Below are 13,567 nucleotides of genomic sequence, written 5' to 3'. Positions count from 1 at the left end.
TTAATCCGTTCTGTTTTTTTTTACCAGTCTAATACCACAATATTGCCAGCGCATATGGGGATGAAAAAAGTTTCTATATGTTTTTCTGCTGTGGTTTACAGGTGTCGCAACTGATGCACCTCTTAAAACCATAGTGTTGATCATAAACTTTCCATTATATTCGCCAAGAGCACCCGGGGCTTTAGTGAAATTTGGGTAGGGCAGATAAGCACTGTTGGTCCATTCCCAAAGTTGTCCCCAGCCAAATTGGCCAGAAGCAATTTCCCATTCAAATTCTGTTGGCAGTCGCATTGCTTTATATTCGGAAAAAGCAAAAGCCTCATAAAAACTAATGTGGTTTACGGGCTCTGATAAATTTACCTTTTGCAATCCGCTTAAGTCGTATTTGAACCATTCACCCTCTATTTTATGCCAGTATAAGGGCGCTTCAATTTTATTGCTGTTAACCCACTGCCAGCCTTCATCATGCCAAAAATTAAAATTGGCATAACCCCCATTTTCAATAAATTCTATAAATTCAGCATTAGTTACTAATTGACTCGAAATTTCAAAATCATTAAGATAGACTTTATGTACGCCCAGTTCATTGTCAAAACTGAAACCTTCTGCCTGATGACCAATAGTATAAATACCTTCCTGAATTCTGATAAATTCACTATTTATATTTTGTTCAGGTAAGCCATGCGAGTTCCCATAAACCGGAAAAGCGGGCTGATTTCCAAAAATATATTTTATGTCATAAATAAGAAGCTCCTGATGCTGCTCTTCGTGATTGATGCCAATTTCAACAAGTTCCAAAAGCTTTTCATCACAATTGGCAGAAAGCAAAGTTTCCATTGCATCATTGACATATTTTCTATACTTGTAAACCTCTTCAACTGATGGTCTGGTCATGAGTCCTCTGCTAGGCCTCAAAACTCTTTTCCCGATAGTATTGTAATAACTGTTAAACAAATAGGAAAAATCAGGATGATAAACCGTATAGTCTTTCAAATATTTTGTCAAAATAAATTCTTCCCAAAACCAATTGGTGTGAGCCAAATGCCATTTCGGCGGCGAAACAAATTCTGAAGGCTGCAGCGAATAATCTTCAATGATTAAAGGTTTGCATAAATCTTCAGATTTCTTTCTCATTTCAATAAATCTGTTTTTCATCCTTTTTTTTTAAATAATTGAAGTAATTTATCTTTTAACGGGCAAAGTGATATTAAATTTTTTTTTGTTTTTCCCATGCCAGCTAAAATTACGCTTTATTGATGGGATCTTCTACTATCTTAATTTAATTGTTTTGAAATAATTTCGAATAAATCTGATTTATATCATACGTTGCAGTAAGCGTATGATTTTGCCCCGCAATAACCATAATATCAATACTGGAAACTATAGGTAAAAGTTTTTCGTATGTAGCTTTAGATTCTAATAGCCAGGAGTCCCCATCTTTTTTGCCATTGGCTAAAACTATCTTTAAATGACTCCATTCATTATTTGGCTCATTTTCAAAAATTCCACCGGGAAACGAAGCTACATACAGATACAATAAAGGATTTTGAGCTACAAAATTAAATGCTGCTTTTCCTCCATTAGAAACTCCGCCAATAGCCCAATTTGAATTTGTTACATTAAAATAATCACGAATACCTTCAATAAAGTCATTAATATCATCTGATGAATAATCCTTGAAATTATGATTGTTGGTATTAATGGGAATTATACGAATATAATCTTTAAAAAATTCCGAATTAAAATAAGTACTGGCGCTAAATTGTACTATCGCGTGGCTCTGTCCTCCGCCTGCAAGTCCAATGAAAACCGGATATTGTTCTTCATCTGAATAATTTTCGGGGAAAAGCACGAGTGCTTCAATCCCGTTTAGCTCTAATTTATTAAACATAGAAATTTATTCAGTGATTTTAACATCTTTCCAAAAGGCGACATAACCTTTTATTTGCTTAGCATTCTCAGAAGGATCCGGATAAAACCAGGCGGCGTCTTTATTGGTCATTCCATTTACTTCGATTGTATTGTAAGATGCTAAACCTTTCCACGCACAGGTGGAATGCGTACCGCTTTCCTTAAAAAAATCTTTTTTCAAACTGCCTGGTGGAAAATAGTGATTTCCTTCAATTACAATTGTATCCGAGCTTTCGGCTATTATCTCTCCGTTGTATATTGCTTTCATATTAGTATATTTCTTTAATTTCAAAATTGAAGTTATTAAAACTGCACATGTCTCCTTTTTTCTTGCCCATCATACATTGGTACAATGGAGCTTTGGTAGAAATACTGATAAAGTCTTTTCCATCAAACTTAAAAGCAGCATCGGCAGTTGCAACAACCATATAGCTGTCGTTCACCTTTATCACGGCTCCTGGCTCTACAACATCAGAAGGATTAAAACTTAACGCTTCAATTTCTTCAAGATGGTTGTGGTGGTCATGAACCTGCTCGTCCAGTTTGTTTCGCAGCCTTTCTTCCTGTCTATGGTGTGACTGGTCGTCCTGATCAATAACATCATTTCTATTTAGCAGGGTTCCTTTCACAAATTCCAGCAACCGTTCTTCAGTATTTTCAATGGTGTGAGATTCGTTTTCAATTAGGAATTTTTTTAGTTTTATTTTGTCCATGATCTTGTTTTATAAATGATTTTTAAGTTCCGTCTGCACATGATTAGGAGGTCCGGATCTTTCTGCTTGCTTAGAAACTTTTCTCTGAGCAGTTATGCTCAGAGAAAAGTAAAATATCAGGCCCGCCTGTAATCCTAACTTTTTGACTATTTAATTTTTTGAATAGTAAAAGTGTTTTGTTTGGTGTCGCCAACTATTAATCTTCCAAGTTTTGCAGATACCACATACACCTCACCGTTCGGAGCAAGAGCAACTGTTGTAGGGAATTCATCTTTTCCGATATTCATTTCACCTGTCAATGTTGCGCTTTCCCAATTATTACTGCTTGAAAAAGTATAGGTTTTACCATCACCTGCAACCGCATCACCTGCGATGATCAGCTTGTAATCCTTTGTAAATTCCAATCCGTCAGGAGCTTTGAATGACATCCCTTTTACTTCTGTTATTTCATTAGGGTTTGCTATAGAAACTTTGAACAATTTATTATTGTCGGTTTTAGCTGCTAATAAATAACCGTCCGGATGATATACAATTCCATTTAAACCAAAACTCCCGGCAGCGGGTTTGAAAAGTTCCGAGCTTGAGAAAATTGATGCCTTGTAGTTCCTGTCTATTTTGTAGATAACTGGGGAAAATGAATCTGTAATATATATTATACCATTTTCATCAACAGCCACATCGTTTGCCAAACCTCCGGCATTTGGTGTTAAAGGTTTTAAGTCAATCGCACGAATTAATTTTCCGGTAGCTAAATCGTAAATTTCCACAACTGCAGTCTGACCGGCACTTGCTCCCTTAGGTGCGCTTTTTTTGGATAATCCTATATCCCCGCCAACCACGATTAACCTGTTTCTTAATTCATCGGTAAATACACCGGTTAAAGTATTAATGTTTGTTTCTTTGATGAAAGGCGATAATTTACCATCTAAAGACATTGTAAAGACTTCCGCATTGTAAAGGGACCCAACAATAAAACGATTATTATTAAAATCAAAATCAATTCCTTCAGGATATAAGCTTTCACTGTTTAGAGTATAGCTGTCCTTGACGTCTTTTTTTGCATTTTCCCTGTACTTAAAACGATAGATAACGTAAGGTGCATTTCCTGAATCTTTTCCTCCGGTGAATGCCGGGGTGGTATTAAGCTGGTTTGTAACAATGTACATCCAGTCATTATTAATTGAAAGATCATCCGGCCAAAGCAGACGTTGATCTTGTATAATATTGGAAAGGTTACCATTTTTGTCCAACTTACTGATAGCATGTTCAGTAACATTTGTAAAATAATGAGTTCCGTCACTATCTGTTAAAGCACCGTCACTTATTGGCTTTCTGCCCACTAACTGAATAGATTTTCCAATTTCGCCGTCGGCAGCATTTGTTTTAAATAATTTAGTATTTACTTTGTACCATGCTGTGGAGTTCATTGCTCCAAAAAATAATGTCTGCCTGTCTGGAGACAATCCTATAGGATCAATGGCTACCCTGGCAGGCTCACCGTTAAAATTTGTCAATTTTCCGTCAACAATCATATCTTTGTTTTCAGCCTGCAATGATGGATGGCCGCTAAATCTTCGCGCTTCTTTTGTTTTTATGTTTAAGGCTATAATCGCCGGATTAACGATATCGGCAAGGTAAATCCATCCCTCGACATCATCCACAACCAAATCCTGAATAAAGCTTCCCTTTGGGGCTACCTTCTCTGAAAGTTCAATTGTATTTATGAGAACGTTTTTCTTGGTATCGAAACGGAATATTCTGGTCTTACCCAGGTTTGATCCCATATCTACTACTGTAAGTACCCCGCTTTTGTCAATGGCAACTCCCAATGGTGCATCTAAAGTTTTATCAGTTGCAGATTTCCCATCTCGTTGAAAGCTTTTATTTGGATAAGGTTTGAAAGTTTTTTTTCCCGTTATCTCTATCAGCTGCAACTCAGTACTTCCTAAAGGATGAATAGTAGCAAAAATTCTTCCGTCTTTTGAAACAGCTGCATTAGCAGGCCGAACAGGGAGCTCAGCAACAACTTCTAAATCTTTCTTATTTTCTTGTGCCTGTGAGACACTATTAATTGCCAAGACGGCAGCTAGTATTAAAATGTATTTTTTCATTTTTTTTATTTTTTATATTATACTTTTATATGATATTCAGTTATTTAAAAACGGTAATCCTTATAACTCATTGGGTTATTAGAATAGATCTTTTGCGTTGGAACATTTAAATTTGCAATCAGCAAATAATGGCGATGTTAAGCGGAGTGTTTACCTGTGAGGCACTCCCTTTGCAAGAGGTTTGAACCGAAAAATATAAAATGGCTGGGTGGACTTCTCCACGCCATCATTGAATACAGCGCCCAAATGTACTTGTGCAGCAGAAACATACATATAGCCATCTTTTTTGTTATAGCTAACACCATCAGGCCACAACATATTTTTATCCCTGACAAGCTGATGAACGCTTCTGTCTTTAGCCAGTATGACTGATACACTGTTGCTTTCCAGGGCTGTGAGGTAAAGGTTGCCAGCTGTGTCAATGCTCAGTCCGCCATTATTAGGTTTAGATGAAAAGGTTTCTATCAATTTGTCGAGTTTGTTGGCCGACAGACTTTCATCGATTAAATCTGATATGCGTACCCTGTACAATTTAGTGCCATTTAACGGTGCATAATAAAGCCATTCAAATTTTGAATCCGCTGTAATTCCATCCGCCCCTACCAGGAGATTTTTACCATTAACAGCCAAGGCTTTGCCATTAATTACTGTAGGTGTATTTTCTGGCAATGTCGTACGCGTTCCTTCGAGTATCCGACGGCTCAGACCTGTCTTCATATCGGTAATAATCAACGCCGCGGTAGAGCCATCACCACCATTTCCGATGCCCTCATCTGCAATAATAAAAACATGATGTATCAGATCCACCACCATATCATTAGGCTGAGAGGTATCCTTCAGCGCAGTAACCGGTAAATAATAGATTCTCTCCAGTTGGTTTGTCAGTGTGTTCCACCCTACTATTTTAGGCGTGACCGGATCGCGTTGTCCCATATCAAGCATCCAGACTATTCCATTGGAATCGTCTCTGATTCCAAGTACATTTGAAAGATAGTGATCATCGGATGTACGGGGTGTATTCCAGGATAGATTAGGAAATGGACTCACTGATTTGGTATTTGAATTATATGACACTACCCTATACTGCGGCTTGAAAAAGGGATGGTGACTATACACTAAATCACCTTGTGCTGTAAACGCTATATTACCTGCAGCTTGATCGACTGTAGCATAGACTTCTACAGGCTTTTCCGGTACGCTTTGTGCAAAAGACGAAAAGCTTACCATAACGGCAATTATAAGGAAATGAAATATTTTTTTCATATCAGGAGATTAAATATTTACCACAATCTTACCTACAGTTCTTCCTGTTTCAATCTGGTCATGGGCATCAGCCATCTTGTTAAAGGCAAAGCTTTTTGAAACATGTGATTTAAGTTTTCCATTTTCAAGAAGTGTCGCTAAATATTTCATATCCTCTCCGCTGGATTGAACCAGAAGAAATTTACCCATTACATTTTTGGCTGCCAGCTGCGCTGTCAAATCCTCATTAAACTGAGTAACTATGCTGATCACCTTCCCGCCATTTTTGATAACAGGCAATGAATTGATAATGTTATCCGGGCCAAGGCTGTCAAATACAAAGTCGATGTCATGAACTGTATCGGCAAGATTACCTCCGTGGTAATCGAAATGTTCATCTGCACCAAGAGAAAGTACAAACTCCCTGTTAGCAGCCGAAGAAGTTCCAATTACATAGGCACCAATCTCTTTGGCCAGCTGTATGGCATAATGTCCAACACCTCCCGATGCTGCATGGACTAATATACGGTCACCTGCCTTTACCCCTGCTTCCCTAAATACCTGCAGGGCAGTTAAGGGGGCCAAAGTTGCAGCCGCAGCTTCCTCGTGTGAGATATTAGCTGGCTTAAATGTTAAATGTTCAGCCGGTGAAGCTACATATTCTGCATAAGCGCTCCCAACACCAGGAAAATTAACCATTCCAAAAACATCATCTCCTATCACAAAGCGTTTAGAATTTGTAGCTATAACGGTCCCGGAGATATCCCACCCCAGGATTAGATCGACCTGCTTGTTTACATCCCCATAATTGTATACTCCTCCACCTTGTCTTGTCTTAATATCAACCGGATTGATACTGATTGACTTTACCTGCACCAGCACTTCTTCATCACCTATCTGCGGAGTATTGACGTCGCGAATTACTAAGTTTGATGTTGAACCAGTTTGAACCAAAATAATTGCTTTCATATTTGTTAATTTTTTAGAGATGATGAATGGCTGTCATTACTTTAATCAACAACCTTTTAAACTTGGTCGTGAAAATTTTCTGAACCTTACATTTTTTTAAAAAAAATGTGAAGAAAACTATCAGTCAACCATTACGAGGCAAATATATACCAGTTAAACACAGTATCAGAAGTATAACTTTTCTATAATGTAGTATATTTGCAACATGCAAAAGGATTCGGGTATATACCTTTATGCAGAATTAGAAATTACAGTAGCTCAACGTACTACAGGTAAAAATTTTAATAAAAAAAACAATGATATAGGACACCGCCTTCTGCAATGCATTATAGGGATTGACTCCTCAACCCATCTTTAAAGCATTGCAGTATAAGTTGGGAATTGCCGTAAGTATTAACAATCGAAAGGAATATGAAAAAGTTTGAAATTAAAAAAACTGCTCAGGACAAATGGCTGGTATCCCATAACGAAGTCCCTAAATTCACCTGTCTTTTTGAGGATCAAAAATTTAATTATAACAGAAAAATAACAGGACTATCGGATCCGACAGGCAACCCGAAGGAAATTGTATTATTGCAAAAAATGGAAAAATGGCTCACGCAATACCATATGGAAAAAATAAATGGGTAGTACGTCGTACTTAAAAGTATGTAGTGTTTCTCTATTTTCAAATTCACCCAAATAAAACTGATTCTTAAAACCAAAAATTTAAAATCCAGATAGAATTCCCTACTTCCTTTTTCACGAGATTGATGAATTTCTGGGTCAAAATAAAAAATATCAGACGTCAAAATGGTCTCTTTAATAAGTTATAAAACGATGGACATTGTTGCGAAACTAGTGCAATAATGTAATAAATTTACGTATTCTTTTTTACTATAAAACACTATCGGCATTAGTCTCTGCAATCCAGTTATAAATTTCTGTCTGCGCGCGTCGTGGCATAACTGCATCTAAAATATCCAATTCATTATCTCCCTCACAGTTTATGATTCTCTTTTTGGTATTGTCATCTAATTGAAACTGAATAATTTTATTAATTTCTGCGATATGTTTTTCCTCATACAAAGGAAAACCAACTTCTATTCTTCTATTTAAATTTCGGCTTAACATATCAGCAGACGATAAATAGATTTTTTCCTGACCATTATTGCCAAATTTATATATTCTCGAATGCTCTAAAAACATATCCACAATTCTATACATTTTTATATTTTCACTAACATCATCAATTCCTGGCAATAAAGTACAAATGCCACGCACGATCAATACTACTTCCACACCAGCATTACTTGCTTCAATAAGTTTATCAATAATATCTTCCTCATCAAGTCCATTTACTTTTAAAAATACAGAAGCCTCTTTACCGACTTTTTTATTTTGAATTTCGGTATCTATTAATTCTATCAACTTCTCTTTCATGTTAAAGCCTGCAGCCAGAATATGTTTGGGTGCTCCTGATTTTTTCTTCGTTTTTAAGAACGTAAAGACCTTTTTTAAATCTTCCGTATATTTTTTCTCTGAAGTGAAGAATCCAAAATCAGAATAAATATTGGCTGTACTTTCATTAAAATTCCCCGTTGATAAATAGTTATAATATGTTTTATTTCCGTATTTGTCTTTCATTGTCACCATTGCCACTTTAGCATGAACTTTTAAATTTGGCATGCTCTGAATGATTTTTATACCCGCCTTTTTCATTTCACGGGACCAGAATAAATTATTGTATTCATCAAAACGTGCTTTGACTTCTACAAAAACAGTTACTTTTTTGCCGTTTTTAGCCGCACTTATCAAAGCATTTGCAATTAAGGACTGCGATGAAATTCGGTACAAAGTAATTTTTATTTCCAGAACATTTCTGTTAATTGCTGCCTGATTAAAAAACTGGAGGACATAATAATACGATTGATACGGAAAGTGCAATAATTGATTTTGTTTATCTATAATTTCAAAAATTGATTTGCTGCTTTCAAAAGGCAGGTGTCTGAGTCCCGGATAATTTGCTCCCTGAAGGAATGGTTTTACAGGATTTGGAAACTTAAATAAATCATAGAGATTATGATGGTTTCCTCCTTTTATCATTTCATTTTTTTTAAGACGGAAAGTTTTTTTACATACCGAAATTGTTTCAGCATCCATATTAGAATCATACAAAAATCTTGTCGATGAACCGCGTTTTCGCTCTTCAACTTTTGCTTCAATTTTTGCTATCAGGTCTCCTGTGTTTTCGTCCTCTATTAAATAATTTTCATCACGATTTAATTTGATAGCATTACAGGATACCACTTTTGATTCAGGAAATATTAGGGATAAACAATTCTTTATTATGGTATCAATCGAAATAATATAATGTGTATCGTCCTGGCTTTGCAATTGTTTATATCGATCCAGTTTATCTGAAGGGATATTCAGATAGGCATAGTTGTAGTCCCCTTTAATATCTTTTAACTTTACCATAAAGTATAGACCGCGATTATGCAGAAAATACTTTTTAGGATGATTTAATGAAATATAAATTACCTGAATATACGACAAAATAATACTTTTAAAATAATACCCGATCTCATCAAGATGCACTTCTAATAGTGGCTGATTTTCATAATAGACAATCTTATTAGCAGCTAATTCTGGTAATATTGATTTTCTCCAGATAACTCCAAATCTATTTTGCTGGTTATTTACTTCCTTTAAGATTTTGTCAAGCAATTCAGTATTCTTTTTTGAATTCTTCTTTAGCAGTTTATTTATTTTCACTCTGAAAAACTCGTCTAAATTCGAAGAATGAATCGCTAAAAATTTAATTCGTTCAAATAACGAATTATTAACGTCATTAGCTTCATCTAAAATACAGTTATTAAAGGAAAGCCACGAAATTTCTGAAGGTATAAGATAGTTTTGCACGTTTAATGAGAGACTAGTATGAGGAAATAATTGATTTTATAATGTATAAATACACTTGTAAATTTGGGGAATAAATAAATCAAAACATAATATAGACAAGTAGTTAACTATAACTTAATTTATTGGTAACACATTTTCGACTTATAATATAAGTATTATAACCTATTTAAATATTAATTATAACTATGACTTATGCTGAATGCGGGCCATAATTATGATTTCATTATTCTGCAGTTTACAATCATCTTATTTTGTTTTTCTCAATGATGCCATGGCAGTGTTTAATCCCATAGGATACATCCATGTCGATATTTTAGATTTTCCTTGAAATTTTGCAAAGGATTCCAAAGTTGATAGATTATCTCTTGAAAGAGATCTTCCTGATCTTCGGGTGTATCCCTATACATTAGGCAAATCTTATGAATCAATGCCTAATGAGGAAATATTAAATATGTAAATTGATTTTTCATAAATGATTGCTTACTTTCTTCATAATTTCTATTTTATATGTTAGTTGATAAAAAATTAAAAAACTTACACGTATAGTGTTTTTTTTTTGAAATACCATTTAATATAACCAATAGTACAGCGTCCTTCATACTATTTATTCAAACAAGATAAAGGTTCTATTTACATATTTTTATCATTTTGCTTTTCATATATTTACAAATAATAGCTAAAAATTAAAATGACAAAAAAACTATTACCAATTCTCTCAATTGTGTCAGCATGCGTCCTATGGGGCCTTGCTATTGTTTTGACCAAGCAGACAACAGAGCAGCTTAAATTTCCCCACATCGCACTTTATCGTTTCTTAATTGCGTCATTGTTTTTAATTCTCTTTACATTCAAGAAAAAAGTAACATTCCCAGGTCCAGCGGACCTGAATTTCTTTTTATTGACAGCTTTCTTAACTGTTCCCTGTACCTTCCTACTCCAGTTTGCCGGCATCTCAATTACCAGTGGTACTAATGCATCGCTGATCATCGGAATGACACCCACTATTTTTATAATGGTCTCTTATATAGCATTTAGGAAAAGAGAAAATAAAGCAGTAATGCTTTCTGTTCTACTATCTGTCATCGGTATTGCTTTAGTGGTTGGAAGTCCGACGGCGGGCAACAGCTGGATTGGAAATCTATTGATTATTACGTCACTCATTACGCTTTCCATAAGCACTATCCTGACCCAGAAGATTATGAAAACATATTCTCCTTTAATTACCACAATCCTAACATTTTGGTTGGGAACAATTATTTTAATTCCTCTCGTGGTTATATTTTACGGTATGCCCCCTACAGATTTGGATGCTGCTGTATGGGCATCGCTTATCGTCCAGGGAGTTCTTTGCACCTCATGTGCTTACCTGCTATGGAACTATGGTCTGCAAAAAATCTCTATGGCTAAAGCCGGCGTTTATGCTAACATTGAGCCCATAGCGGGAGTAATCTTCAGCTCACTTTTGCTTTCAGACAAAATAAATATCCAGATGGCAGTTGGAGGAACAATTGTTATTATCGCGGCCCTTTTAATTTCAATTATTGATCTGTATAAATTTAAAACTGCAAAATAATGAAATTAACACTTTTATATCTATGCATACTTGGGAACGGGGTTTTCCGTTTACAAATTGAATAACCAGCTTTATCAATTGAAAATTTATAAAGTTTGTTTGTTGAACCTTCGGCCTTACAAAATATTCTTTAAAAATAGTTCGCATTCCATTTAGATTTATAATCATTCACAGATTGAATGTTTGAAAAATAAGTAAAAAAACAAGGAACAATTAAACGTTAAAGCCATGGGGATTAATAATTATCTGATTAATTTCAAAAAAAGAATAACAATTATCGCACGCAGGATTATGGGCTTAAATAATAAAGATCATTCAAAAAATAAAAAAAGCATAAAACCCCCTTCATGGGGATCCCAAATCTAAAGGTAAATGAATATTTTGAAACCTAAATACTTCTTAACCGTTAACAGGCTTTAAATCTTCAAGCATAGTTGGGATAAGCTCACTTACTGTGGGATGGATATGCACAGCGTCCCGAAATAAGGTATACGGCTGTTTGGCATACATTAAATTAGTGATGCCATTTATAATTTCATCCCCGCCAACACCTAAAACGCAAGCCCCCAAAAAAAGATTGGTTTTAACATCGATTACAGCCTCCATAAAACCAAAAGTTTCACCTTTTTCTTTTGCACGACCTACTTTTGTCATCGGAAGACATCCAACTGCTATTTCGTAACCTTTATCAATGGCTTCTTTCTTTGTCATTCCTATCCTTCCAAGGGGAGGATCAATAAATAATCCATAGGTAGTAATCCTGTCGCTAATTTTTCGTTCCTTTTTCTTAAGCAAATAACTTTCTACAATTTGAAAATCATTATAAGAAGTATGTGTAAAAGCACCCTGTCCATTGCAATCGCCTATGGCAAAAACTCCTGGTACATTTGTCTGACAGTAATCATCGACTTTTATATAATTTCTTTTATCTACTTCAATTGTGGTATTGGCCAATTGCAGGGTATCGGTATTAGGAGTTCGTCCAATTGCCAGTAAAAGATGAGATCCCCTCATTTCTTTAGTATCTACAACTACAGAAATACTTGATTTATTATATTGCCTAACTTTAATGCTTTCCGCATTAAAAACAAGATTTATGCCATCCGACTTCATTATTTCAGCTACCATATCGCTCACTTCCTCATCCTCCCTGTTTATTAATTTTTTATTGCGTTCTATGATAGTGACTTTGCTTCCAAACCTTTTGAATATCTGCCCAAATTCCAAACCTATATAACTGCCGCCGATTATAATCAAATGTTTAGGCAAATCTGTAATTTCTAAAATATTTTCATTGGTATAAAAAGGAACCATTTGATATTCTGTTGGAACCACAGCGCTTGCACCTACATTGATAAAAATATTTTTTGCCGTAAGGACTTTGTCTCCTACTTTTACTTCATAGTTACTTAAAAAATGAGCCTCACCCTTATACAATTCAATTTTTTCATTATTCAAAATTGCTTTTTCAATATTGCTACGGGAATCACTAACCAGCTTGTCCTTACGTGCTTTTATTTTTTTTAGATTCGCCTTTACTCCGGCAGGAATTTCAATACCTAAATCATCACCATGAAAAGCATCCCACATTCTTCGGGCACTTGCAACATAGGCTTTAGTTGGAGTACAGCCGTTATTAACACATGTTCCACCTAAAAAACTCCTTTCTATAATGGCAACAGTGCCTTCTTTTGACAAGCTGAAAGCTAAAGGAACTCCGGCTTGTCCACTTCCTATAATAATATAGTCAAAGTTTTTCATAGTAATTTAGTTTTTAAGAAGTTAAGTGATTTAAAAAAATTCATTTGTTGCACTATCGCAGCCCTAAAGCTACAAATTCCTTATAATAAGCAATACGTATATTTTAAATTACAGTTTAAAACTAGTTTAATAAAACTTATAACAGAAATATACAGATGGCAGTTGGAGGAACATTTCTTATTATTTGCTGGTCTTTTAATATAAATCTCTATAAATTTAAAACAGTAAAATAATAAAAATTAACAATTTTAGACTATCAGCCAATGCTGATAAATTGTTTTGGCTTGAGCAGGTTATCAAACATTGCTTCGTCTCAAAGATTGTATCTGAAGTCTAGATTAATTTAAAGAAATGTATTTGGTAAGATAAATCCAAAAGCTGAT

Annotated in this window: 11 protein-coding genes; 2 read left to right on the top strand and 9 right to left on the bottom strand. The window is 35.0% G+C overall.

Going from position 1 to position 13,567, the window contains the following annotated elements:
- From egtB to ACHRVL_RS13145, 7 genes are all read right to left on the bottom strand, one after another.
- Positions 1-1,155 (bottom strand): ergothioneine biosynthesis protein EgtB, encoded by a 1,155-nt coding sequence (egtB, locus tag ACHRVL_RS13175; RefSeq protein ID WP_395413446.1) that lies wholly within the window; start codon positions 1,153-1,155, stop codon positions 1-3.
- 124 nt (positions 1,156-1,279) lie between these two features.
- Positions 1,280-1,891: a hypothetical protein gene (locus ACHRVL_RS13170; protein WP_395413444.1), complete on the bottom strand. Its 612-nt coding sequence runs from the start codon at positions 1,889-1,891 to the stop codon at positions 1,280-1,282.
- A 6-nt stretch (positions 1,892-1,897) separates the two neighbouring features.
- On the bottom strand, positions 1,898-2,179 hold the full coding sequence (locus tag ACHRVL_RS13165; protein ID WP_395413442.1) for a DUF427 domain-containing protein: 282 nt from the start codon (positions 2,177-2,179) through the stop codon (positions 1,898-1,900).
- Position 2,180: 1 nt separating this feature from the next.
- Complete coding sequence (locus tag ACHRVL_RS13160; RefSeq protein WP_395413440.1) at positions 2,181-2,624, bottom strand: hypothetical protein; 444 nt, start codon at positions 2,622-2,624, stop codon at positions 2,181-2,183.
- 146 nt (positions 2,625-2,770) lie between these two features.
- Positions 2,771-4,735 (bottom strand): L-dopachrome tautomerase-related protein, encoded by a 1,965-nt coding sequence (locus ACHRVL_RS13155; RefSeq protein ID WP_395413437.1) that lies wholly within the window; start codon positions 4,733-4,735, stop codon positions 2,771-2,773.
- Positions 4,736-4,885: 150 nt separating this feature from the next.
- On the bottom strand, positions 4,886-5,998 hold the full coding sequence (locus ACHRVL_RS13150; protein WP_395413434.1) for an L-dopachrome tautomerase-related protein: 1,113 nt from the start codon (positions 5,996-5,998) through the stop codon (positions 4,886-4,888).
- A gap of 9 nt (positions 5,999-6,007) precedes the next feature.
- Complete coding sequence (locus tag ACHRVL_RS13145) at positions 6,008-6,946, bottom strand: NADP-dependent oxidoreductase (protein ID WP_395413431.1); 939 nt, start codon at positions 6,944-6,946, stop codon at positions 6,008-6,010.
- Between the two features lie 411 nt (positions 6,947-7,357).
- On the opposite strand from ACHRVL_RS13145, the gene ACHRVL_RS13140 reads away from it, so the two are divergent.
- Positions 7,358-7,576 (top strand): hypothetical protein, encoded by a 219-nt coding sequence (locus ACHRVL_RS13140; protein ID WP_395413428.1) that lies wholly within the window; start codon positions 7,358-7,360, stop codon positions 7,574-7,576.
- Positions 7,577-7,822: 246 nt separating this feature from the next.
- On the opposite strand, the gene ppk1 is transcribed toward ACHRVL_RS13140, so the two are convergent.
- The gene (ppk1, locus tag ACHRVL_RS13135; protein ID WP_395413425.1) at positions 7,823-9,850 is read right to left on the bottom strand and encodes a polyphosphate kinase 1; all 2,028 of its coding nucleotides are present in this window, start codon (positions 9,848-9,850) and stop codon (positions 7,823-7,825) included.
- Positions 9,851-10,538: 688 nt separating this feature from the next.
- On the opposite strand from ppk1, the gene ACHRVL_RS13130 reads away from it, so the two are divergent.
- Positions 10,539-11,423, top strand: a complete 885-nt coding sequence (locus ACHRVL_RS13130; RefSeq protein WP_395413422.1) for a DMT family transporter — start codon at positions 10,539-10,541, stop codon at positions 11,421-11,423.
- A gap of 399 nt (positions 11,424-11,822) precedes the next feature.
- Here ACHRVL_RS13130 and ACHRVL_RS13125 read toward each other — a convergent pair whose 3' ends face one another.
- The gene (locus ACHRVL_RS13125) at positions 11,823-13,184 is read right to left on the bottom strand and encodes a mercuric reductase (RefSeq protein WP_395413420.1); all 1,362 of its coding nucleotides are present in this window, start codon (positions 13,182-13,184) and stop codon (positions 11,823-11,825) included.
- Between the last annotated feature and the right edge of the window lie 383 nt (positions 13,185-13,567).

Source organism: Flavobacterium sp. FlaQc-28 (genome assembly GCF_044007415.1).
Taxonomy (GTDB): domain Bacteria; phylum Bacteroidota; class Bacteroidia; order Flavobacteriales; family Flavobacteriaceae; genus Flavobacterium.
The sequence above is the reverse complement of the archived record's forward strand: the minus strand, read 5'-3'. Positions and strand labels throughout refer to the sequence as shown.